The following is a 24,473-nucleotide window of genomic DNA, read 5'->3' on the forward strand; positions in this document are numbered from 1 at the left end:
GTAGGCAAGGTGAGTCGCTATCACGATCGGTGCCTGCATCAGCAGGAACAACGATCCGCTCGGAGCGGCCGGACACCCGTAGACTCGCGGGCTATCACAGCCACTGGTGTCGCGGCGTGACAACTGATCCCGCCCAACCGCGGTACGGTTCAACTCCCGAAGGCGGGGTTCGACAAACCGCACCGTCGCAGGACCTCGGCCACAGACGGCGGTACAACTGCGCCCGCCTTCGATGCGAAGCTCCCACATCAGCATTCGTGTCACGCAACCCAGCACACTCTCGCCCACGCGGCATCATTCACCAGGAAATGTGACCTATACCACTCCTACGTCTTGCTACATGGTTTGCGCGGGTTCGTGGCAGTGAATCTCGGACGTCAGCCCAGACCCACGCCCCACACACATTCTACTAAATGAATTCAGTAATTTTACCCATTGTGAGCCTTGGCCGGTTAAGGTCAGTCCTGCACCCACCCGAACGCCGGCCTGGACCCGAGGTCAGGACGATCGATCACTCCGATGCCTGCCGCCGAGACGGCACAGCGGTCGAGGGCTCCACGCCCGCCTCACACACCACGAGGGAACGGCCATCCTCGAAGAAGGCAATTCCGGAACACCTAGGAGAACCACCCGTGAAAACCAATGCTGCCGTTCTGCGTTCCGCCCCCGCAGAGTGGAAGGTGGAGGAACTCGAACTCGACGAACCCCGCCGCGGCGAGGTACTCGTAGAGATGGTCGCCACCGGCCTGTGCCACTCCGACGACCACATCTCCCACGGCGACGTTCACGTCAGCCATCTACCCCTGGTCGGGGGCCACGAAGGTAGCGGCATCGTCCGGGCCGTGGGCGCCGAGGTCCACGAGCTGGAGGTCGGCGATCACGTCCTGACCTCATTCGTCCCAGCCTGCGGTCGATGCCGCTGGTGTGCCATGGGAATGCAGAACCTCTGCGACGTCGGCGCACTGACCTTGATCGGCCACCAACTGGACGGCACGTTTCGCATGCATACCGACGACGGCCTCGATGTCGCCACCGTCGCCCTGCTCGGCACTTTCTCCGAGTGGCAGGTGTATGAGCAGCGGTCGCTGATCAAAATCGATAAGGACATTCCGCTCGAGGTGGCGTGCTTGGTCGCATGTGGCGTCCAGACCGGCTACGGGTCGGCAACCACGGCGGGCAATGTGCAGCCCGGCGACGTGGTCATCGTCGCCGGGGTCGGCGGTATCGGCATGAACGCGGTACAGGGCGCCGTCGCGTCCGGCGCCGCGCACATCATCGCGGTCGACCCCGTCGCCGATAAGCAGAAATGGGCACTCGAGTTCGGAGCAACCGAATCGTTCCCGTCGCTGAGCGACGCAGCCGCCCGCGTCCAGGCCCTCACCAACGGCCAAGGCGCGGATGTGACCATCCTCACAGCCGGGACGGTCCACAATGATCTCATCACAGAGGGCTACCACTCGATCCGCAAGGCAGGCACTCTTGTCGTCACCGGTGTCGGACCAGACCAAGAAGATGGTCTGCACGGCATCAATGCTTACGACCTGGCCATGCTCCAGAAGCGCATCCAGGGCGCGCTGTACGGCATGAAGTCCCCGAACGAGGCTATGCCGATGTTGCTGAACCAATACCGTAGCGGCAAACTCAAGCTCGATGAGCTGGTGACCCGCACCTACAGCCTGGATCAGATCAACGCCGCATACGACGACATGCGCAACGGGCGCAACATCCGCGGAGTCATCCGGTTCCGCTGATAGCTCGGCTCGAGGGATGCCGACGCTTCCGACATATTCCTGCTGCCGATGAAGAGTTGTCATTGAGCTGCGCGGGCACGGACTCGTTCGCGGCCCGACACCGATGCGGATCGGTGTCGGGCCGCGACAGTAGCCACACCCGCCCGAGAACCAACCACGTTCGACGCCTGATACCGCAATCGGGCCGACCGCAAAGACCGGACCGGCAGCCCTGTCAAGCATCGCCCGGAAATGCATGTTGTCAGGCTGGGCACCCGAGCGAACGGCGCGCAACAACCGACCGATCCGAGTACCTACTCAGGAACGACACCCACACCGCACCGCTGGAAGATCCACACCGGAGTTCCGACGATCCCGCGAGGGCCGACACAAGGAATGTCATCGGGGGTTGGTTGGCGAGCCGGCCAACAGAAGCAAGGTCAGATCGTACGCTGGAGCCGTACCGCAACTACGCGGACCGTCCGTGCAGAGGTGCCTGTCGGTGAGCACGAACCGCAGGAAGCCGGGCGATTCAGTACACAGTCGAGTCCTGGGCGGCGTTGGCCTGCTGGGCCTGTCACAGACGTGCCGACTCTTCCCCACGTACGACCAGGTCGACCAGATCTCGACGCACGACCTTGCCGGTGGCAGTCGTGGGAAGCTCCGTGACGAACACGACCTCGTCCGGCGTCTTCGAGCCACGCAGCCGGGCTCGTGTCCATTGACGGAGCTCGTTTTCGTCGGCCGTCAAGCCGTTCCGCAGTACGACGAATGCCGCGATCCGCTGTCCCCATTCCACATCCGGCACTCCGGCGACAGCGCATTCGAGCACTGCGTCGTGCTGTCCGAGAACTTCCTCGATCTCGGCGGGGGCGATGTTCTCCCCGCCACGGATGATCGTGTCATCCGCTCGCCCCCGTACGAACAGGAAACCAGCCGCGTCGAGGTAGCCGCGGTCGCGGGTCGGAAACCAGCCGTCCGCTCGGACGACGCTGCCGGCCTCTGCGTATTCACCCGATACCTGTTCTCCTCGTACCACTATGTCGCCGACGATTCCGGGAGGGCATGGCCGTCCCTCGTCGTCGTGCACCTCGATTTCGACCGACGGCAAGGCTCGACCGACCGAACCGAGCCTGGCCCGAACCGCGGGATCACTGCTGGCGGCGGCCTCACGATGGTCTTCGGGCCCCAGGACCGCGATCGACGACGCTGTTTCGGTCAGACCGTAGGCGTTGACGAACCCCGTGTTGGGGAACAAACGCAAGGCTTCGGCGATGACCTCGGCCGCGATTTTCGCGCCGCCATAGGAGACCGAGCGAAGACTGGATGGCGCTTGACGCCCGCGCGCCTTCAACTCGGCGACAATCCGAACGAGCATGGTCGGCACGACCATCGCATGGCTGATTTTCTGCGCCTCGACGAGGTCGAGCCAAGTGCCGGGCTTGAACTGGTCCAGATAGACGAGGCGGCGGCCGGCGAAGAGGTTGGACAACGCGTTGGCGACCGCCGCGATGTGGTAGGGCGGCACGCTGACCAGAGTCGCCGCATCCTCGTCCGCGGCGGCGAACTCCACCGACGCGAAAATGTATGAGGCGAGGTGACGATGGCGGAGAACAGCACTCTTCGGCGCCGCTGTCGTGCCGCTGGTCATCAGGAGCACCGCCACCGCATCGGGATCGACCTCATCTGCCCCCAAAACCTCGGCCCCGGCGGCGAGTGGCTGCTGCAGAAACTCAGAGATACCGACCGTCCGGTGCTGCTGGGCACGCTCGGGAGCGTCGGTTACAACGAGCGGGTCCTCTTGCCGCTCCAGGATATCGCTGAGTTGCTCGGCCGACAGGCGATAGTTCAGCGGGAGGAACGGTACGCCAGCGAGCGTCGCGGCGAACATCGCCACCGGGAACGCCTCACCATTCCCGCCGAGATACACAAGCCGCTTGCTTCCCGTCCGCCGCAGAAGCTGCGCCCCAGCGATCGCCCTGTCTCTGAGGTCAGCACCGGTCAGCCCGCTGTGCGCGTCGCCAATCACAACCCGCTCAGCCATGCCGTCCCCGACCATATCGAGGATTGTGGCCAGATTCATGCTGAACTCCCTCGTCGCTATCGGACAGTTCCGATCAATATAGTTAGATAAGATATCTTATTGATGATAGGTGCGCAAAGCTCGGACGGTCCCGCTCGCGACGACGCTCGGACCTTCGCGTGTACCGCGACACACTCGGGCCGGTTGCGGCGGTAGCCTGCTGCCGCAGACAGGGCCGCGATAGCGGAAACAGGCCGTCTGGTCTTGCTCGAGGCAGGAGGTGGAAAGCCCGCCGCGGACATCCCGGCATCGTCCCCGGACCGAACATGAGACCCTCTCGTCAAGTGAACAAACCGACATTAATATCAATATTATTCAGTTGAATAGGCCGTCACTAATGCCTGACGGACAGACAGGACCAGACCGTGAAATTCGACATCGCCAGGGGTGGCGGATCGTGGGCAGAGACCGCGGCGCTTGCCCGTGCCGCTGCGGACGCCGGCGTATCGGGCCTGGTCTTCACCGAGACCACGCAGGCGCCATGGATCTCTGTGGCAGCCGCCGCGACCGCCGCTCCCGAACTCGAGTTCGCGACCGGCGTTGCCGTTGCCTTCCCGCGGAGCCCGATGGTCACCGCAGTCACCTCGTGGGAACTCGCAGCCAACACTCGCGGCCGCTTCCGACTCGGCCTCGGCACCCAAGTTCGGGCTCACGTGGAACGCCGCTACTCCAGCGAGTTCGACCACCCCGGGCCTCGACTCAAGGACTATGTGCTGGCCGTGCGCAATTGCTTCGCAAGCTTCGATGGGGGAAAGAGCCTGAGTCATGAGGGCCCGTACTACCGGTTGAGCTTGCTGCCGCAGGCATGGGCTCCCCCCAGGCATGACCACGGCGACATCAAGATAGACATCTCGGCAGTCGGCCCGTGGATGTCCCGAATGGCCGGCGAGGTCGCCGACGGAGTGCATGTCCACCCGCTGCATTCGCTGCACTACCTCCACGAGCGTCTACTGCCGGCACTCGGCGAAGGATGCCACCGCGCGGGGCGATCCCCCGCCGAGGTCGATCTGATAGTGCCGGTATTCATCGTGGCCGGGGACACAGCCGAGGAGCGTGCTCCGCTGCGCCGCCGCGCTCAGGAGCAGATCTCCTTCTACGGCTCGACCCGCGCCTATGCCTTCCAGTTCGACGATCTCGGGTTCACCGGACTCTCGGCCGCGCTCAACGAGAGGCTGAAAGCGAACGACTTCGACGGCATGCGCGATCTCATCACCGACGAGGTGCTGGATCATTTCGCCGTAGTGGGTCGCTGGGACGAGATCGCGGACATGTTGACCGCCCGGTACGAAGGGATCGCAACCCGCCTGGTCAGTTATCTCGCCGAAGACTCGGTAGCGATGGACCCTACTGCGATGGCCCGTTGGGGCGAGATCGCACGTGCGCTCGATTGTTGAGGCCGGCACCACGCTTCTCGGACCAGGTCAGTCGCAACGCAGCCCACCCGTCGGTGGGCCGACCGTCATTATCGCCGAAACCGGCCGCAAGATGTCGAGCTGGTTTCGGCCTCCGCGAAAGGGCATTCATGAATGATCGTGGCCAGAGCATCTTCGATGCACCGGCGGTGCCGAGCTGGTGGGTGCCCGATGGGCAGGACGAACAGGAGTCGACCGTCGGCTATGGCGAGATGATGGACGCGATGCGCACCTTGCAGGAACGGATCACGACCGCGGTGCTCGACGCAACGCTCGTCGCTGAAGTGACTCGTGATCTCGAAGATCTCAGTCGGCGCCTCGGACCAAGCGTGACCGGACAGGAATCTGGCCGGTCGGACGAGCTTGTCGGCAACGTGCTGGGGCGCGGGCAGACGCTGATACCGCCGATCGAGATCGTGGCGGAAGGCGAAACGTGGCTCGAGGCGCGGATTCACTTCGGCAACTACTACCGAGGCAGTAACGGTGCCGTCCATGGCGGCACCATCCCGCTGGTATTCGACGACGTGCTCGGACGACTTTCTCTATCCGGCAACCGCCCGGTCGCACGTACCGCGTACATGCACGTCGACTTCCGCAGCATTACCCCGGTCGGCCGATTGCTCACGTTGGAAGCTCGGTTCGAGCGCGAGGAAGGCCGGAAGCGTTGCGTTCGTGGGTGGCTGCGCGACGGCGAGCGCCTCTGCGCGGAGGCCGAAGCATTGTTCGTCCAGTTACGGCCCGGCCAACCTTGAGTCGGATCCGGTCATCAGGAGCGGCTAGGCTTTCAGCAGTTTTCGCTACGAAGTTCACCAGCTCCACCCGCCTCACACGGCCCGAGGTCGTCGTAGTGAGTGAGTTCCGTAGCGGCAAAGCCAGTCATAGCAGTTCGACCAGCTACCTATCGGCTACCGACCAGCGCTATGAGCGACCGAGACGTCCGGGGCCGCACGGGTGTCCGGAGCGGTCAACAGTCCGGCGGCGGCATCGATCAAGTCCGCAATCAGGTCCTCCAGCTCATGAGGCCGCCGGCGCCCGGAACGCTCGTGATCGGCCAAGGCGGACACCGCCAGGCGGATCACAAGTCGAAATCGACGACGGAAGATGTTCGGTGAAAGCCTGAGGGCCCTCTCGAGTTCGTGACGCGCCCGGCGACAACTTACTGATTCCGAGTCGACCGGTATGGTTCGGCCGTGGTCCGCCTGGAGACTAGCCAGGTATCCAACATAGTTGTTGACTCCGATTTGCTCGGCGAGTGGGCGGATCAGCGCTTCGAGCAACCCGCGCAGCCGATCCGGCCGACTCGCGACTCCGTCGAGGAGTTCCTCGCGGCGCGCGTTGAGTTCTGGTGCCCGGAGTTCGAAGACTGCTCGGGCAAGGGACTCCTTGTCGCCGAAGTAATTTCGCGCCACACCGGTGTTGGAGCTTCCGGCTGCAGCAGCAATTACGCGCAGAGACACCGCGTCGAATCCCAGATTGGCGAACAGCCGTTCGGCCGTGACGATCAGCAGTTCTCGAGTGCACTGGGTCCGTGCCAGTGGTCCGGTCACACCCACAAATCCTTTCGCGCTCGGCCAGCCCGAAGCACGCGCTTACATACGGACATATTAGTTCAATCAGTTGAAGGCTTATTTCCGCCTGCAGCCGCCGCAGACGCAGGCGCGCGGTGAACATGTGTGACCAACGACGGCACGGCGATAGCGCACGCCAAGCCGCTGTCGCCACGACCAGGGATGCCCGGCGGCCGTAAGCTGCGGGTTTTGTTCAGGAATGACTGTGGCGTGCCTGCTGCTCGGCCGCCCACGCGGCCACCTGTACCCGAGAGCTGAACCCGAGCTTGCCAAGCAGGTTCACGACATGCCCTTCGACCGTGCGAGGTGAAATCACGAGCTTTGCGGCGATCTCCCGGTTGGTGGCCCCGGCGACCAGAAGGTCCATGATCTCCCGCTCCCGACGAGTAAGGTGCGGTCCGCGCGGCCTGGCATCCTCGTCCCCGGCCGACGGCTCTTCGCGCAGGGCGAAGGCGACATTCTCCGACGTCGAGCTCTCGCCACCGGCTCGGTGCGCCTCAGCGTACTTGCGCTCTCCCAAGGCCCGGCGGGCTTGGGCCGCGGACCGGTCATGGTTCTCGGCGGCCAACGCAGGAAGGGACGCGTCGGTGCTACGCCATAAAGCGTCCGCAGCGCCGAGGAGTCGGGCAGCTCGTTCATTTTCATTTCGGGAGGCAGCCACCCAAGCCAGCGTCTCGATGCACTGGACAATGCCGCGGGCATTGCGGAACCGCTGGTTGATCCGAAGTGCCTCGGTCGCCAGCGAAGAGGCCTCACCGATCTGCTGCTCGAGCCAGCACAGGTTCGCCAGCTCCGACAGTGCCTCTGCGTTGTGCCATTGTTCCTGGTGTTCGTCGCTGATCGCGATCGCATCCCGGCACAGCGTCATGCCCTCGGCGGTATGACCGAGGTGGTACATTGCCACGCCTTTGCGGGGCAGCGTTACCGCGCGAGCCATCGGGTCATCTATGTCACGCACCAGCTCCAGCGCCTGATCATAGAGATCGACCGCTTCACTCGTCGCGCCGCGCGCCATCCGCGAGACGCCGAGGTAGGTGGTCGCCATTGCCTGCTCGTGCCGGTCATTCAGGATTTCGGCGAGCCGGACGGCCTCGCCGAGCAGTTGCTCGGCTGCCTGGGTCTCCCCCTGCTCCGCAGCACACCTGCCATTGATCCAGAGCAAGGTGGCCCGCCCGACCGAGGGCTCGCGGACTGCCTTCACTACCCGGTCCATCCAATGCCGCCCCTCTTGCAGCAACCCAGTCAGCAAAGCCTCGCCGCCGAGTGCGGTTCCGAGGACTACTGCTGCTCGCTCGTCGACCGGGTCGTCGAGCGAGAAATCTACGGCCGCACGCAGGTTGTCCCGCTCGGCGCGGATCCAGGAGAGGCATTGCAGCTCGGTAGCGCTGAACCACACGGGATAGGACTCGACTACAACGTCGCGAAAGAAGTCACGGTGCCTGCGCCGGAAGGTCAGCTCAGCCGCGCTGTCGACGAGTTGTTCACGGCCGAAGTCACGAATCGTCTCCAACATCCGATATCGAACATCACCCGCATGCCATTGCGTCGCGACGATCGACTTGTCGACCAGTCTGGCGAGAACATCGAGGACGTTCTGCTGGGACAGGCCGTCACCAGAGCACACTGATTCGGCGGCATGCACACTGAAGCTGCCCGAAAATACAGTCAGCCGTGCCCACAATGTGCGCTCCTCGGGTGAGCACAAGTCGTAACTCCAGGCAATCAGCGACACAACGCTGCGCTGCCGTGGGGTAGTCGCGCGACTGTCCCTCCGGAGTAACTCGTACCGCTCGTCGAGGCGTTCCAGGATACGCTGCGGGGACAGATGCCTTACACGGGCTGCGGCGAGTTCGAGCGCGAGCGGCAGGCCATCGAGGCGCCGGCACAGCTCGGCAATGGCGCCCGCGTTTTCGTCGGTGACCATAAAACGCGGCTCCGCCGCTTTTGCCCTGTCGACGAACAGCCGACCCGCGTCGAAGCGTTCCACCGCCGACACACTCGTTACACGTTCCGATGGCTCGGGAACGGATAGCGGTTGAACACGGAGAATTCGCTCGCCGCTCACCTCGAGGGGCTGTCTGCTGGTCGCTACGACCTTGAGTTCGGGGCAAGCCTTGAGGAGAGTGTCGACGAGTACGGCACAAGAGTGGACGAGATACTCACAATTGTCGAGTACAAGCAGCATCGCACGCCCGGCCAGCTGGTCACTGAGCACTGCCGGTGCCCAGCGCGACGAGCGGCTCTGCAAGCCCAGCGCCTCGGCGATCGTCGGGATCAGTAATTCGTCTTCATACACCGCGGAAATATCGACAAACCAGGCACCATACTTGAACGCTCGCTGGGACTCGGCAGCAGCTTGCAGCGCCAGTCGGGTCTTTCCAACACCGCCGGGGCCCACCAGAGTAATCAGGCGTGACGACGACATCGCCTGCTTGAGGTCGACCATGTCCTGGCGCCGCCCTATGAAACTGTCGAGTTGAGCGGGAAGGTTTCCCGCCCCCTTCCACGCGAGCGCTGCCAAAGAAGGCCTCCTCATCGAACAGCTCCAGCGTACCCCTCGCAGCCTCGCTCGAAGCGCCACTCCAGAGTGCGTGCGTTCACGCTACCCTGCGACACATGCCGCGGATGGCGGTTGGCTACAGGCGCTCGACGACGCGGTGGGGGCGGGCCGCGATCAGTTCACCAGCCAGTGCGTCCATTGGGTCGGCAAATCGCTGGCTGCTCGGCTTCGATGACGGGCGCCGATGTGTGGCGCGGTCGGCGTGGCCGTTGACCCGACAGAGAGCTGCACCCACTGGTCAACAAACCCGCGTTCATATAGCGTAATGAGATACCCGATTAAATGGATGGGCTGCTCCGGCCCACCACCACGTCGGCGCTATGAGGCGGGATCGCGTCGCTGAGCGGTCGGGCTACACCATCGCCGGTAAAGGCTGGCGCGAGGTGGATTTCCCGTCGCCCTTCCTCGGCTCGCCGCCTGACTACGACCGACGAGAGCGAGATTCGATATGGACCAGTCCGACCTGGCCGCATTGGTGGCGTCAGCACGTAGATTCGTACGGGACCGGATCGTGCCGCTCGAGGAACGCATCGACGACCAGGACGCGATCCCCGCCGAAATCGTCCAGCAGTGCAAAGAAATGGGGCTTTACGGATTCACGATCCCCGAGGAGTACGGCGGACTCGGCCTCACAGCCATCGAGGAGGCCCAACTGGTCTTCGAATTGGGTTACACCACACCAGCGCTACGTTCGCTGTTCGGCACGAACAACGGGATCGCGGGACACGTCCTTCTCGAGGGTGGCACTGACCAGCAGAAGAAGCTGTGGCTGCCGCGGATCGCCTCGGGCGAGGTGACGGCATCGTTCGGCCTCACCGAGCCTGACGCGGGATCCGATCCGGCTTCGCTTACCACAATCGCCCGTCGCGCTGGGACCGACTGGATCCTCAACGGAACCAAGCGCTACATTACCAACGCCCCGATGGCGGACGTGGTGATGCTGTTCGCACGAACCAACCCGCAGCAACGAGGCAGCCGTGGAATCTCCGCGTTCCTCGTGCCGACCGATACCCCCGGGCTCTCCATCGGCCAGAAGGATCGAAAGATGGGACAAGCCGGCGCCTGGACGGCAGATATCTACCTCGACGACGTGCGAGTACCCGCCGAAACAGTCATCGGCGGCGATGCCGGTATCGACAAGGGATTCCAGACCGCGGCAAAATGCCTCGCACACGGCCGCGTACATATTGCGGCGCTGTGCGTAGGCATGGCCGAACGACTGGTCGACGAATCGGTATCGTTCGCGCAAACACGGCACGCCGGCGGCGCCCCCATCGCCAGGTTCCAGCTCATACAGGGCCTGATCGCGGACTCGATCACCGATCACAGAGCAGGCCGAGCGCTGGTTCTGGAAACAGCACGTGCCTATGACGACGGAACCGACAAGGTCTCCGGGCCCGCAGCGGCCAAATACTTTTGCTCCGAAATGGTCTGCCGTGTGGCCGATCGCGCGGTACAAGTCCACGGCGGTGCGGGCTACATGCGCGGGGTCGCCGCCGAACGCTTGTACCGTGACGCGCGCCTCTTCCGTATCTATGAGGGCACCAGCCAGATCCAACAGGTGATCATCGCCCGGGGCGCACTCGGCGATGCCGCTCGCACTGTGGCCTGAAGCCATATTGAAAACCATCGTACGGAATACCAGGAGACCACCATCGACGTCGAACAGATACTCCTAGCCGGCGGCGGAGCCGAACTGTCCGCCTTGGTCGCCGAAGCCGATGGCCACCCGCGCGCGTTGGTTCTCGCCCTGCATGGCGGCGGTATGACCGCCGGCTATTTCCACGGCAGCGCCCACCCGGATCTATCGCTTCTAACGCTCGGCCGGAGCCTCGGCTTCAGCGTGGTTGCCCTCGACCGGCCGGGATACGGGCACTCCAGCGCCGCATTTCCGGCTGGGCAGTCTCTGAGGGAACAAACGACAGCTGTGTTTGAAGCCCTCGATTCGTTCACGGCGGCGCACCCTATCGGCGCCGGGGTGTTCATCGTCGGCCACTCGATGGGACTCACCCTGGCACTTCATATGGCCGCTACCCCACGCGGCCGCGACCTCCTCGGCATCGACGGGTCCGGCGCAATCTTCCACTACCAGCCCGGCATCGTCACAAGCGAATCACCCTCCGACATCACCACGGAGGCATCGCTCAACAACTCGCGCCGGCTGCGCGAAATATACTGGGGAGCCGACCGGCTATATCCGCCTGGGACATTCGAGCCAGGCGTACGGCCCACCGCTGCGGTCCCGACCACAGAAGCGCGCGAGTCAGCGATATGGACTGCTGTCCTGCCTTCGATCGCGGCAGAAGTCAGGGTGCCATACCAGCTTTCTGTATCCGAATATGAGCGATGCTGGCGCTGCACCGATGCCGACCTCGCCGAATACAGTGGTCTGTTCACCGCCGCACCCGTGATGGAAATACGGCGGCAACCTGCTGCGGGGCACAACATGAGCCTCGGCTGGGCCGCCCGCTCCTATCACCTCTCCGCACTCGCGTTCGCCGAACGATGCCTGTATGCGCAGAAATCGGCTCTCGACCAGCCATACTAAGAGGCTGCAGCGACCGGATGTGCGGCCGTCAGGGGGCAGCGCTCGATGTCGATCGCAACATAAACCTCTCCCCGCGGATCCACCACTGACACGTCGGTACCAGGGTATGCGGCCAGCCGCGCCAAGGCACGCCGAACAAGGCCCGGCTCGACGTCGAGCCAACCGGAGAGTTCCTCCAGCGTGATCTCGAGTATGGGCAGATCCCAGTCGAGCATAAGGTTCACTATTCCGGCCGTGGGCGCCCATTCGATCTCGAACCGCGTGTGCTCGTCGACCCTGCGGGTGTCAACACTGATGACATAGTCGACGGGATCGAGGCTGGCGACTGCGCGGCGTGCCATCGCTGCATCACCGTATTCCAGCCCGGCGAGATCGACCAGAGAGGTGTCCAGCCGACCGTCTCTGGCGTCGTTGACCCAGCGTTCGATTCCCTTCGACTCGGACACACACCCCCAAGAAACCACATTGCTCGGCCCCTGCATGACGACGCTGTTCATCAGGATCAACTCCTCTTGGTATTGCTTGTTTTCCACGCGACTTCTTGTCGTCGCCATGACTGGCGGAACGCACTCGAGCACCCGATGCACTTCCACCGCGGACAACTGGGCGATCCTGGTCACACGGTGCACGATCTGAGGATCTTCGGCCAGGAACACTCCTGACCAACGGCAAAGTTCGGACAGGTAGTAGCTGCGCAGGTACTCCACGTGCTCACCCGTAGCCGACAATCGCGAACTGGTGGCCACGAGTGCCGTATGCAAAGCGCCGACATCGCCGGGCGTCATCACTGCCCTGCGTTCGGCTATGAACTCAACCGGCTCCGCCATGTCCCTCCAACCTGCGACCCCTACAACTGCCTGATGCCAGAATGCTCTCGATGTGGGTCACGCCACACCCGTGAAGCAACCCGGATGACTACGTGTTTCCTGGCGGCCACGGCGCAGACCACCGCCTTTCTCCTGCCGCTTACAGGGGCGCGCCCCGGACTCACGGCAGGACCCCCTATCGCCCACGGCCCATCGAACTGCCGCTCGACTCACCGCGTAGCGGCAGCCCGGAAAACCTCTCGTACTGCCATCACGCACGGACATCCGGGTCCACCCCCGGGCTGCGCGCTCGTCGCAGCGTCCTGCTCGATGGCGCGAATGACACCCTCGCACTGGACGAACTACCGCGACCAGGCACTTCCACAGCGTTTCACAGCCCGATACAGGTAGATTATTGACTTATTCCGTGTACTGGGCTTTGCTTGCGGTTGTTAGCTGTTCAGCCCCCCGTAATCGTTCACAAGCTAAGGGGAACGCACGTGCGAAGTAAGGGAATCCTGGCCTTTGTGGTAGCCCTGCTGATCGGGATGGAGGTGACAGCTTGCGGCTCGAGCAACGGAGGGCCGGGAGATTCGTCCTGGACAATTGGCGCGATCGCTGGCTGCAGCGGAGGACAGGCATCATCGTTGGGCGGCACATGCAAGACGATGCAGGCCTGGGCACAGTCGGTGAACGATGCCGGGGGCATCAACGGGCACAAGATCAGCTTGATCGTGAAGGACGACGGCGGCAATCCGACGACGGCCAACACAATGATTCACGAGCTCGTCGATCGCGACCACGTGATCGCGATCGTCGGCGATTCGAGCAATGTCAGCGGGACCTGGGCGTCGTATGTCGACGCTAAGGGAATTCCGGTCGTGGGCGGCTTCCCGACGGCATCTCCGTTCACGAACGACCCCAATTTCTACAGCATCGGCGCCAACCTGGTCACCATGCAGTACGCGACCATGCAAGAGGTTGTGAACCACGGCTACAACAAGTTCGGGTTCCTCTACTGCGCTGAAGCGCCTACGTGCGCACAATCGGTCCCACTGCTCCAGACTGCGGCGAAACTGGCCGGAGTCGGCGTGACGGCAGAAAAGGTGGCGGGCAACGCGCCGGATTTCACGGCCCAGTGCCTCGAGATGAAGAATGCCGGCACCCAGACGTTGGAGGTCGGCTCGTCGACCGACGTCGCGATCCGCGTACTGGACGCCTGCCGGACGCAGGGCCTCAATGCGCCGCTATACGCGAGCGACGGCACAATCACAACTGACTGGGCGAAGCGGCCGAATACCCAGGGAATGTTCGGTACAGAACTCACGGCCCCGTGGTTCTACACCCAACTGCCCGCGATCCAGCAGTATCACGATGCGGTGAAGAAATACGCCCCTGAGGTCTACAACAGCTCCCAGTTCGGCTCGAACAGCACTTACATGTGGGTCGCCGGAAAGCTGTTCGAAGCCGCGGCCAAAGCAGGCAACCTGGGCGACCACCCCACCTCACAGGACGTCAAACGCGGCTTGTACGCCCTCAAAGGCGAAACACTCGACGGCCTGACAGCACCGCTGACCTACACCAAGGGAAAGCCATCGGTCAACAACTGTTACTTCCCGATCGAAATCCAGAACAGTCAATTCATCGCACCCCACGGTGCCACACCGACCTGCATTCCACAGGACAAGCTCACTCCGCTGGTGAACAGCCTCGGCGGCTGACCGACACCTTTTCGCGGTAGATGCGTTCCAGCAATGTCCGGACAGGGTTGGGCGGGCCTTGGTCTAAGCGCCCTCGAGGATGCGGTCGCCGCCTTGCCGGAGACCCCCTGGGGCCCTGCTTCATGAAGCAGTACACGTTCAACCCGAATAGTGGCTATACGGGAAGAGTGGCACGGCGCTCGCCAAGTTCCAGCGAGCGCCGTCCAGGGAAAATTCACAGGCTGTGGCTGGTGCGGAACGCGGCGTGCTCGGAGGTCGTCTGGGGGGAGCTGAGCGCCCCGTAGGCAGACCTCTCAAATCGCAACTCACTACCCACGCGCTCAACCGCACTGGCCATCACTAACCAGGCAAAAATTATACTTCTTCGTCGGCAAATCGTGTCAGACTCGTGGATTGAGACCCAGAATGCGCACCAGACCGCAGCATCATCTCGATATAATTAGATTATTGACTTATACCAGCGGTCAGGGTTTGCTTACGGGCAATCAAGTCGACCCCCTCGTCAACGGTGAATCTGAGGAAGCGCATGCGAAGTCGAAGTAAGGGAATCTTGGCCTTGGTGGCAGCCTTGGTGGTTGCGGCGGGTGTCACAGCCTGCGGCCCTGGTGGCAGTGGAGGCGGTGCGGATGGTGCTGCCTGGAATATTGGCGCGATCGGCGACTGTACCGGTACGTTCGCTCAGGGGCTGGGCGGTACGTGCAAGACGATGCAGGCGTGGGCGCAGTCGGTGAACGACGCCGGCGGCATCAACGGTCACAAGATCAACATGATTGCGAAGGACGACGGCGGAAACGCGACGACGTCCAGCACCATGGTGCGTGAGCTCGTCGAGAAAGAGCACGTGATCGCGATCGTAGGCGACTCGAGCAACTTCACCGGCACCTGGGCGTCTTATGTCGACAGTAAAGGCATTCCCGTGGTCGGTGGCCTGCCCTCCGGCGTGTCGCAGTTTGCTACGGATCCCAACTTCTACAGCGTCGGCACCAATTTGGTGGCGATGAGCTACGCCACGACACAAGAGGTCGTCAACCACGGCTACAACAAGTTCGGGTTCCTGTACTGCGCTGAAGCGCCGGCATGTGCCCAAGCGGTGCCGCTGGCAGAAGCCGCGGGCAAACTGACCGGGGTGAACGTGCTGTCGCAGAAGGTCGCGGGCACCGCGCCGGACTTCACGGCCCAGTGCCTCGCCATGAACAGTGCCGGCGTGCAGGCTTTCGAGGTGGGATCGTCGGTCGACACCACGATCCGCGTGCTGGACGCCTGCCGGGCTCAGGGCGTCCAAGCCAGGTTGTACGGGAACGAATTCTCGACCGAATGGGTGAAGGACAAGAATGCCGAAGGGATGTTCGGTGCGGTGGTGGTGGCTCCGTGGTTCTACACCCAGCTCCCAGCGATCCAGCAGTATCACGACATGCTGAAGAAGTACGCCCCCGAGGTGTACAACAGCCCACAGTTCGGTCCGAACACCACCCTGATGTGGGACGCCGGAAAACTGTTCGAGGCCGCGGCCAAGGCAGGCAACCTAGGCGCCAACGCAAAGCCGGACGACATCAAGCGTGGCTTGTACGCCCTCAAGGGCGAGACACTCGACGGCCTGACCGCGCCGCTTACGTACACCAAGGGAAAGCCGTCGGTCAACTCTTGCTACTTCCCGATCGAAATCCAGAAGGGTGAGTACGTCGCGCCCAACGGTCCCAAGCCGACCTGCATTCCGGAGGACAAGATCACTCCGCTGCTGAACAGTCTCGGCGGCTGACCGAAATCGGCAACACCGATCCCTCATCCCACCCGATCTGGATAGCTCTGTCCAGATCGGGTGGGGTGTACCTCCTGCTGAGTCGAAAGCTGCTTCACCCACGTCCAACGGATTCCGGACTACACACTCGATCGCGGCCGCTGCGTCCCATACGCAGACCAAGGACACATCGCTGGATACACGAAAAAGCCGGCGCGCTTCGCGCCCGGAGTCACCGTTCGAACCGCACTCGGGGATCCGGCGAGGAAGCCCATTGAAGTACCGGGCCGACCACACAAAACACGAATAGGTTAGGGCTGTCGCTGATGACGGACGAAAGATCCACCAATATCCGAACCCCATGGTCGGATTCCGCTCGCGAGACAATGCACGCGACTTTCCGGTCCTGGGTAGGCAACCGGCGGCCGCCAAACCTTCTGGATCTCCATCAAGCGACCGGTCTCGGGTACATCGAGCTTCGTCGCGCGTTTCGCGAACTGCAGGGCGGCTTCGCGTGTTCCGTCCAGGACACGCACATTCAGCTTTCGGTCCTGCGCATGGTGCCCTTCTCGGCTACCCCGACCCCGATCGCCGCATATCTCGGGGGCGAGTTCCTGTGCTACCTCGGCTGTCCGGGGGAAATGATGAGCGTGGGACTCATGCCGTTGCTGGAAAATGACGTCCTGGCCATCCGGTCGTACTGCGAATGCTGCTTCGAGCCGATCAACCTCGAGATCAAGCAACAGACAGTGCTCTCCGCCGATCCCGCCGAACCCCTCGTGGTGGTGACCGGAACGCCGTGGACGTGGGAGCGGGGCGTCGTGTGTGATTTCGCGTGCGACAACTTCCACTTCGTCCTCGACCGCGAGCATGGCGAGCGCTTCGAGCGTCAGCACGGTCGGCGCGGCACCTACCTCAGCTTGGACCAACTGGCCAGGTCCGGCACTGCCGAGGTGGGTCGGCGCCGGATGCGCGACCCCAACGACGGTCCGATGGTGCTGGATGCGGACGCGATGGTCACCCACTTCGAGGCCGTCGGGATCGACGTCTCCGAGTGGAAGGCGATCACAGAACAGCCGTCGACCTCGGTTCCCGGTTAATCGCCATGAAATCGAGTGGATATCCGCATCGAAACCTAGGAGAGCGATGAAGTTAGACGAGAACACGGTCGTCCTGATAACCGGCGCCGCGAGCGGGATCGGTGAGTCGATGGCAGCGGCCTTCGCGGAGCGGGGCTGCGTCGTGGTCCTCGGTGATGTGGACGAATCCGCTGCGCGAGTTGCCGCAGAGAAGATCTGCGCTGCCGGCGGCCGAGCCGTTGCGGAGATTGTCGATGTCAGCGACCAGCTATCGGTGAACGGGCTCGCGCAGCGGGTCTTCGACCGGTTCGGGCACATCGATGTCCTGTGCTGCAACGCAGGAGTTTCGATGAGGCCGTTCCGCACCACATGGCAGGCATCCTTGCAGGACTACGAGTGGCTGACCAGCGTCAACTATTTCGGTTTCGTGCACAGTGTCCTGAGTTTCGTACCCCGAATGCGGGAGCAGACCGGGCGCAGACAGCTCGTCCTCACGGCCTCGGTGACGGCACTGGATGTCTCGCCCGGCCATGGCCCTTATGCAGCGACGAAGGCCGCGGTGACGGCGCTCGCGGATGCTCTCCGGGTCGAGCTCGCCGAGACGGGCACCGACTTCGGTGTGACCGTCGTCTACCCCGGATACGTACCAACGAAGATCGCCACAAGTGAGCGCCTTCGACCGGTCGACGAGCGATCAGGCGCACGGGACATCCAACCTTTCGAATGGAAGCACCCACCGCGCGAATACGATGTGCCTGTGGATGTCGGCGTCGTCGCCGAGCGCATTGTCGGCGCAGTGGTCAAGGATGCAAACACCTGTCTGACGCACCCATATCCCGAGGCAGCCATCGAGGCTCGGCTAGCCAAACTCCGGGTCGGCGCCCCGTTGCTCGACTCTTGATCTGTGGCCGGTCGCTACCCCTGGTCGATCTTGACGATGGCGATGTCACGCTCCGCCGAGCACCAACGGTTGTCGCCGCTGGACACCCGTCCACGATATAGTTAGAATATTATAGTATTTGCGGCCGGGTGGACCCCGGCGCGTGGTGGTCGATATGAGAGGACGTGGCAGAACCGATGCAGATCAAGGCAGGAACCCGGTGCCGCAGCCAGGTATGTGAAACACAACTGATCGTGGTGCGACCGATCCCCGGCGACCTCGATCTGACCTGTGGCGGCCACCCGGTGATCGACTACAACGGACAACCGACCCCCGGGCTCACCCCGAAACCGGGCGCCGACACCGGGACCACCCTCGGCAAGCGCTACACCGACGTCAGCGGCCGCCTCGAGGTCCTGGTAACCAAGGCCGGGGCGGGCACACTTGCACTGGCCGGCGAACCCCTCACTCTCAAAGACGCCAAACCCCTTCCGGCCAGCGACTGACTCGAACATCCCGAACTCGGCGCCCACACAGACTCCTCGTCCTGTCGGCGCGCTACTCATCGCAGTCGTCCCAGGACAAAGAGCGGTCTTCTAGTGCCGCTCATGAAACTGACCTGTACGACGACCAGCCACCGATGGGCGAGTCGTCTGCGCGGACGAGATTTGAGCCACTGCCCTGCAACCCCGCCCCAGTCGGCTTGGTTCACCCAATGCCGACCGAAAACGGTTGGAGCCACCCAGAAACCGCACTCAGGGGTCGACAACTTCGAGAGATCGCTCATGGCGTAGTCGTCGTGTGACACGACGACGCCACGACGCAAGATCGAGTAGAATTCTCAATTCGAGAGAAACTATCGCGAATATCGGGAGTTGTTGTGAGCACATTGCGAGAACGGAATCGCCTGCGTACCCGCGATGACATCGCTAATGCCGCGATTGCCCTGTTTGAGCAGCAAGGCTACGAGGCCACTACCACCGAGCAGATCGCGAAGGCCGCAGGTGTGTCCATCGCGACGTATTTCCGGCATTTCCCCAGCAAGGAAGACGTCCTGTTCGCCGACGAGGACCTCACCGCCGCGGCGATGGGGGAACGGGTGTCCGAACGAACCGATCGCTCGGTCTCGGTAACAGCTCTCGCCGAGCCCGTTGCCGCGTTCGCCGTGGACCTCGAAGACGAGCGAACCTTCCGGCTCACCCATCTGGTGATGACGAACCGGCAACTGGAACCCCGCAGCCTGCGGATGCGGCTACGTTGGGAACGCGAGGTCTCCCGTCGGCTCGCGGCCGAACAGGGACGCACCGAGCCCTCCCAGGACGATTCGCTGGTCGCCTCTGTCGCGATCACCTGCCTCACCACCGCACTCCGATTCTGGGACAAAGCCGATTCGTCGACCGGGCTCAGCGACCTGGTTCGGCACATGTTCGCGCGCTGCGTGCAAGTCATCGAGAACGACGGGCAGTCCGGTCAGAGCGAAGCTTCGGCCTGACTCGAGTTCGCGCGCGCGAGAATGAATTCCATCAAAGTCAGAAGGACCTGTTTGACGGACTCGCGCTGGCGCGCGTCGCATAGCACCACGGGCACTCCCGGATCGAGGTCCAGTGCTTCCTTGATCTCCTCGGCGGTGTACACGTCTGCGTGGTCGAAGCAGTTCACCGCCAGAATGAAGGGCACCCGGCGGCTTTCGAAATAATCCAGCGCGGCGAACGAGTCACCGAGGCGCCGGGTATCCGCCAATACCACCGCGCCGAGTGAACCGCGGGACAGCTCGTCCCACAGAAACCAGAAACGATTCTGGCCCGGAGTACCGAACAAGTACAGCACCAGCGCGTCATTGAGGGTGATGCGGCCGAAATCCAGCGCCACCGTTGTCGTGGTCTTGGACTCCACGCCATCCAGATCGTCCACACCAACACTCAGCTCGCTCAGTACCTCTTCCGTGCGCAGCGGAGTCACCTCGCTGATCGCGGCGACCAGCGTCGTCTTGCCGACCCCGAAACCGCCGGCCACCAGAATCTTCACGGCAGTTATCGGAAGCATCTCCGACTCCCGGGAATTAGAGCGCGCGAATACCATCCAGAACCGTCCGAAGTAGATTGAGGTCGAGCGAGTCCGGGTTCGTCGGACTCGGCGATCGATAGACTATGTGGCCGTCGGCGATCAGATCACCTAGCAGGATTTTGGTTACGCTCAGTGGCCGACGGATGTATGCGGAAACCTCCGCGACCGACTTCGGGATAACACAGTACTGAAGTATCGCGCGATATTCCGCATCGATCAGTGCATGGCCCGGCCCGTGGGAGGCAGCAACCACCAGCGTAATCATGTCCAGTTCGTGGGCACTACCCGCGGTTCGTCCCCGCGTGACAGCGTAGGCCGGCACAAGCGGCCCAGCATCGTCGTCGAACCATGGCCCACCCGTGTCGATCATGGCAATCTATGGTCCATGCTGCGACCGGTGTTGGGACGCGAGGTCGTGGACAGGTACGTACCCACACGAGCGACCGTCTGATTCATCTCGTACGCGACCATTCCCATGTTCATATCCTCACCGGCAAGTACCGCCAGACACGCGTTGTCTCCGGCGGAGGTCACGAACAGCACACCACGGTCGAGTTCGATGACCGACTGACGGACTCCGCCAACTTCGAAATACGCGGCGGCGCTGCGAGCGAGCCCCTGCAATGCCGAGGCCATGGCACAGAAGTGCTCGGCTCTCTCGCGCGACATAGCGCTGGACTTGCTGATCATCATGCCGTCGGTGGAAAGCACGACGGCGCAGTCTATTCCTGGCATCCGGTTGAGAAAGTCGTCGAGCAACCAGTCTAGGTTCTTGGTGAAGTTCGACGATGTTGTCACTGCTGCTCCCATTCCACGTTCATTGTCGTGAACCGATCGGGCCCCGACAGGGTCTCCCGGCCTTGCCGAGTGCCGGTCTCGATGGCGGAGAACAGGTTTCGCGCCTGCTCCGCAGACCGCTCGACCTGCGGTTGCGCAGGCTCGTCCGGTGCGGGCGAGGGATTCGCCAACTCCGGCGCCAGGCTGGTCTGACGTCGCCGCCGCGGCAGCGCCGGGCGGGCGTGCCCCGCAGCACGCTGGGCAATGCGACGCCGCGGCTCCCGTACCTCGACCTCCGCCGGTTCGGCATTCGGTGAAGTCCCGACCGGCTCGGACCGGATGGTGGCGCTCACTCCCGCGGGCACAGGCGCCCCGGCCACAGCAGCGGGAGACGACTCGTCGGCCTCGTTCTCGGACATGAGAGATAGGGGGATCAGCACAATGGCTTTCACTCCGCCGTATTCCGACTCCGCCAGTCGCACCGACACATCGATGCGGGAGGCGAGACGCGCCACCACGAACATACCCAGCCGGTTCTCTCGGGACAACGCCGCGAACGCGAAATCCGGTGGGTTGGCTAGTGTTTCGTTGAATGCCGCGATCTGCGCGGCCGGCATGCCGAGCCCTTGATCGACAATCTCCACAACGATGCCTCTACCCGCCGCATTACCCGAGATGTCCACGCGGGACTCCGGCGGGGAGAACGATGTCGCGTTATCGATCAATTCGGCCAGCAGGTGCAGAAGGTCGGCTACAGCGCCACCGGACACCTTGACATCCGGGAGCCGCACCACACGGACACGGGCATAGTCCTCGGTCTCGGCGACCGCACCGCGCACGAGTTCGTCGAGCTGAACCGGCTTGCGCCACTGCCGACGCGGCTGTTGTCCACCGAGGATGATCAGATTCTCGGCGTTGCGGCGCTCACGAGTGGCCAGGTGGTGCAGCCGGAAAAGCAGATCGAGAACCTTGGGGTCCTCCTGTACGAATTCCGCCTCGTCCAGCAGTTTCAAGTGCCTATGAAGCACGACCTGGCTACGATGCGCGATGTTCACGAAAACGGAGTTCACGCCCTCCCGGGTCCGCGCCTCGGTAGCAGCCGCGTTCACCGCCGCGAGTTGCGCTCGGTTGAACGCGTCAGCGACCTGACCGATCTCGTCGCTGCCGAAATCGAGCGTGGACATCTCTTTGTCGATGTCCACCGGCTCGCCGCGATCCAGAGCGGCAATGATGCCGGGGAGTTGCTCATCGGTCAGCTGGGTCGTCTCCGCACGCAACCGGTGCAGCCGGCGAATCATCCGGCGGGACAACTGCAGAGTGGTCGCGAATGCCGCCAGCGTGAGGATCAGTACACCGATACCCGCAAGTAGCGAGTTACGCGAATTGCGTACACCCATCTGGTGACTCAGCGCGGAGACGTACGCGCCCTGACCGGACCACATCCGCAACATGCCGTCGGAGACCTTGGTGATCGCCGTGTTCCAGTCAGCCGTCGATACCGGTAGCGCAGCGGTGTCGGGGCTGCCCACACCACTCGAACTGCTTGCGCGCGGGGTGTCCGCACGCCCTTGCGGTTTCGATGTCGTAGTACTCGAACTGTCGGTACCGCTCGGGGCCGCAGATACACCCCGCCGAGTCAGAACGCTCTCGATATTGCCCAGCACCATGAACTCTGGTGACGCGCTGAGCGCCTGCCACTGGGCGCGCACCTGGGGCGTCATACTCATGGCCAAATTCTGCAGCTGGTCGCGATAGAAGCCGATCTGCAAGGCGAATTCATCGAACTCAGCAGGCGACAACGCACCCGCCGCTGCCTCGGCGGCGACCGCGAGGTCGTGTCCCCGAGCCATCGCGTCGGCGGCAGTGAACAGATCCGTGACCGTCCCGAGCGCGAGTGCGACCTCGGAGTTTGGCGCGCTGTGAGCAAACGACACCATGGAGACTCGAACGATATCGGTGAGACGGTTGAAGAACGCATAGGCGTCCATCATCGAAATCGTGTTCGTCTCAACCTTGGCACGGACCGTCGGCAGTTCGTTCGCCAATGCGGTCATCACGTCCTGGCTTCGGGAGGTGGAACCGGGATGCATGTTGTTCAAATTGCGTGCTGCGATGGTGAGTTGCTGCAGCGACTCGTCCACCTTCGGACGCACGTCCTGCAGCCCAACGCCCATCTCGGGGTGGCCGGCCAGACGCATCAGCGTCAATCGCCGTTCCTGCTGAACCGCGATACCGAACGCCAGGCCGGGAGCAGCGGCTGAAGCCTGCTGATCACCCCAGCTCCGTAGTTGCTGCCCCTGCACCACGAGGTAGACCGAACCCCCGCCGCCGATGATGAGTAGCACGATGCTCGGGACGAGCGCGATCGCGAGTACCCGCGCCCGAAGGGTGCGTAACGCCTTGAACACGCGCATCAACCTAGCCGACCACAGGCCGTTCATAAGTTAAATCATAGAAATTTTTTAGTTTAAATTTCCCGCTCGTCCACCGCCTCAGTCCGCACCCCGCCAGCAACTCGTTTCACCAGCAATAAGACGACCGAGCATCTGATCCGGCAAACCCATGACCGAGGGAACGATGTTCCGATCCCGGAGCCTTCCGGGCACCACCGTGGCTGTACGAAGATCGAACCTGGATCGTTGTACGAGCAGGAGAAACCATGCTTCTTTCCGGAAGAGTCGCCTTCATCACCGGCGCGGCGCGAGGCCAGGGCCGCAACCACGCAGTCCGGCTGGCCCGCGAAGGAGCCTCGATCATCGCGATCGACGCCTGCGGCGCTGTGGCATCCGCCAATACGTATCCCGCAGCGAGCGAGAAGGATTTGGCCACCACGGTGAACCTCGTCGAAGCCGAGGGCGGCAAGATCGTGGCGCGCCGAACCGATGTCCGCGACTCATCCGCGCTCGACCAGATCGTGGCGGAAGGCGTAGCAGAACTCGGCGGCCGTCTCGACGTGGTCGTGGCCAACGCCGGTATCAGCAACTGGAACCGGTTCTGGGAAATGCCGGAAGACCAATGGCAGACCCTGATCGACATCAATCTGACCGGCGTCTGGCGGACCCTCAAGGCATCGGTTCCCGCCATGATCGACGCGGGCAACGGCGGATCGATCATCACGGTCAGCTCCGTCGCCGGTATCAAATCACTTCCCGGCCAGGGCCATTACAGTGCCGCCAAACACGGCGTCGTCGGCCTGACCAAGACTGCGGCAATCGAATTGGGCGAGTACGGGATTCGCGTGAATTCAATTCATCCGTGGGGTGTCAACACCCCGATGGGCGAGGACCCCACAGTTGGCACCATGCTGTCCGAACACCCCAATTACCTGGCCTCGTTCGCCTCGCTGCTTCCCGGTTTGCCGGTCGCCGAATCCGATGACATCTCCGACGGCGTGCTCTGGCTCGCTTCGGACATGTCGCGCGCAGTCACCGGAACTCAACTCACCCTCGACATGGGCGCTACCAAGGTGTGAGCCTGGAGCAACCTCAGTGGTTGGGTGTCCATGGTGGA

At 63.0% G+C, this 24,473-nt stretch carries 20 protein-coding genes; 12 read left to right on the plus strand and 8 right to left on the minus strand.

The annotated features are described in order from the left end of the window. Positions 1-632: 632 nt before the first annotated feature. Complete coding sequence (locus tag K7711_RS41275) at positions 633-1,751, plus strand: NDMA-dependent alcohol dehydrogenase (RefSeq protein ID WP_222977531.1); 1,119 nt, start codon at positions 633-635, stop codon at positions 1,749-1,751. Between the two features lie 556 nt (positions 1,752-2,307). Here K7711_RS41275 and K7711_RS41280 read toward each other — a convergent pair. Continuing rightward, complete coding sequence (locus tag K7711_RS41280) at positions 2,308-3,813, minus strand: class I adenylate-forming enzyme family protein (RefSeq protein WP_222977533.1); 1,506 nt, start codon at positions 3,811-3,813, stop codon at positions 2,308-2,310. 365 nt (positions 3,814-4,178) lie between these two features. On the opposite strand from K7711_RS41280, the gene K7711_RS41285 reads away from it, so the two are divergent. Both K7711_RS41285 and K7711_RS41290 read left to right on the plus strand, forming a co-directional pair. Beyond that, positions 4,179-5,207 (plus strand): TIGR03617 family F420-dependent LLM class oxidoreductase, encoded by a 1,029-nt coding sequence (locus K7711_RS41285; RefSeq protein ID WP_222977535.1) that lies wholly within the window; start codon positions 4,179-4,181, stop codon positions 5,205-5,207. 128 nt (positions 5,208-5,335) lie between these two features. Then, complete coding sequence (locus tag K7711_RS41290) at positions 5,336-5,977, plus strand: PaaI family thioesterase (RefSeq protein ID WP_235748584.1); 642 nt, start codon at positions 5,336-5,338, stop codon at positions 5,975-5,977. 153 nt (positions 5,978-6,130) lie between these two features. Here the strand turns inward: K7711_RS41290 and K7711_RS41295 are convergent, their stop codons facing one another. Beyond that, positions 6,131-6,772, minus strand: a complete 642-nt coding sequence (locus K7711_RS41295; RefSeq protein WP_222977537.1) for a TetR/AcrR family transcriptional regulator — start codon at positions 6,770-6,772, stop codon at positions 6,131-6,133. A gap of 214 nt (positions 6,773-6,986) precedes the next feature. After that, the gene (locus K7711_RS41300; RefSeq protein WP_222977539.1) at positions 6,987-9,314 is read right to left on the minus strand and encodes an ATP-binding protein; all 2,328 of its coding nucleotides are present in this window, start codon (positions 9,312-9,314) and stop codon (positions 6,987-6,989) included. Between the two features lie 487 nt (positions 9,315-9,801). Between K7711_RS41300 and K7711_RS41305 the strand changes: the two genes are divergently transcribed. After that, positions 9,802-10,965 (plus strand): acyl-CoA dehydrogenase family protein, encoded by a 1,164-nt coding sequence (locus K7711_RS41305; RefSeq protein WP_222977541.1) that lies wholly within the window; start codon positions 9,802-9,804, stop codon positions 10,963-10,965. Between the two features lie 93 nt (positions 10,966-11,058). After that, a complete protein-coding gene (locus K7711_RS41310) occupies positions 11,059-11,901 on the plus strand; it encodes an alpha/beta hydrolase (RefSeq protein WP_222977543.1) in 843 nt (280 codons plus the stop codon). Here K7711_RS41310 and K7711_RS41315 read toward each other — a convergent pair. Then, a complete protein-coding gene (locus tag K7711_RS41315; protein ID WP_222977545.1) occupies positions 11,898-12,728 on the minus strand; it encodes a hypothetical protein in 831 nt (276 codons plus the stop codon). The two genes, K7711_RS41310 and K7711_RS41315, sit on opposite strands and share 4 nt — an antisense overlap. 506 nt (positions 12,729-13,234) lie before the next feature. Here K7711_RS41315 and K7711_RS41320 point away from each other — a divergent pair. From K7711_RS41320 to K7711_RS41345, 6 genes are all read left to right on the plus strand, one after another. Then, positions 13,235-14,428, plus strand: coding sequence for an ABC transporter substrate-binding protein (locus tag K7711_RS41320; RefSeq protein WP_222977547.1), 1,194 nt, complete (start codon positions 13,235-13,237; stop codon positions 14,426-14,428). A gap of 559 nt (positions 14,429-14,987) precedes the next feature. After that, entirely contained in the window at positions 14,988-16,184 is a 1,197-nt protein-coding gene (locus K7711_RS41325) for an ABC transporter substrate-binding protein (protein WP_222977549.1), read from the plus strand. Positions 16,185-16,720: 536 nt separating this feature from the next. Further along, complete coding sequence (gene merB, locus K7711_RS41330; protein ID WP_222977551.1) at positions 16,721-17,263, plus strand: organomercurial lyase; 543 nt, start codon at positions 16,721-16,723, stop codon at positions 17,261-17,263. 46 nt (positions 17,264-17,309) lie between these two features. Continuing rightward, complete coding sequence (locus K7711_RS41335; protein WP_222977553.1) at positions 17,310-18,143, plus strand: SDR family NAD(P)-dependent oxidoreductase; 834 nt, start codon at positions 17,310-17,312, stop codon at positions 18,141-18,143. Positions 18,144-18,319: 176 nt separating this feature from the next. After that, positions 18,320-18,628, plus strand: a complete 309-nt coding sequence (locus K7711_RS41340) for a hypothetical protein (protein ID WP_222977576.1) — start codon at positions 18,320-18,322, stop codon at positions 18,626-18,628. Positions 18,629-19,002: 374 nt separating this feature from the next. Continuing rightward, complete coding sequence (locus K7711_RS41345; RefSeq protein WP_308015187.1) at positions 19,003-19,614, plus strand: TetR/AcrR family transcriptional regulator; 612 nt, start codon at positions 19,003-19,005, stop codon at positions 19,612-19,614. Here K7711_RS41345 and K7711_RS41350 read toward each other — a convergent pair. Genes K7711_RS41350 through K7711_RS41365 form a run of 4 tightly spaced genes read right to left on the minus strand, consistent with a single transcriptional unit; the run spans position 19,593 to position 23,377 of the window. Further along, the gene (locus K7711_RS41350) at positions 19,593-20,201 is read right to left on the minus strand and encodes a GTP-binding protein (RefSeq protein WP_222977555.1); all 609 of its coding nucleotides are present in this window, start codon (positions 20,199-20,201) and stop codon (positions 19,593-19,595) included. The genes K7711_RS41345 and K7711_RS41350 overlap by 22 nt on opposite strands. Continuing rightward, positions 20,182-20,556, minus strand: a complete 375-nt coding sequence (locus K7711_RS41355) for a DUF742 domain-containing protein (RefSeq protein ID WP_222977557.1) — start codon at positions 20,554-20,556, stop codon at positions 20,182-20,184. The genes K7711_RS41350 and K7711_RS41355 overlap by 20 nt, the downstream gene beginning before the upstream one ends. Beyond that, positions 20,553-20,984, minus strand: coding sequence for a roadblock/LC7 domain-containing protein (locus tag K7711_RS41360; protein ID WP_308015188.1), 432 nt, complete (start codon positions 20,982-20,984; stop codon positions 20,553-20,555). The genes K7711_RS41355 and K7711_RS41360 overlap by 4 nt, the downstream gene beginning before the upstream one ends. Next, on the minus strand, positions 20,981-23,377 hold the full coding sequence (locus K7711_RS41365) for a sensor histidine kinase (RefSeq protein WP_222977559.1): 2,397 nt from the start codon (positions 23,375-23,377) through the stop codon (positions 20,981-20,983). The genes K7711_RS41360 and K7711_RS41365 overlap by 4 nt, the downstream gene beginning before the upstream one ends. Before the next feature lie 245 nt (positions 23,378-23,622). Here K7711_RS41365 and K7711_RS41370 point away from each other — a divergent pair, with 245 nt between their 5' ends. Further along, positions 23,623-24,435: a mycofactocin-coupled SDR family oxidoreductase gene (locus tag K7711_RS41370; protein WP_222977560.1), complete on the plus strand. Its 813-nt coding sequence runs from the start codon at positions 23,623-23,625 to the stop codon at positions 24,433-24,435. Positions 24,436-24,473: the final 38 nt, after the last annotated feature.

Origin of the sequence: Nocardia coffeae (genome assembly GCF_019890715.1) — a bacterium.
Classification (GTDB): domain Bacteria; phylum Actinomycetota; class Actinomycetes; order Mycobacteriales; family Mycobacteriaceae; genus Nocardia; species Nocardia jiangxiensis.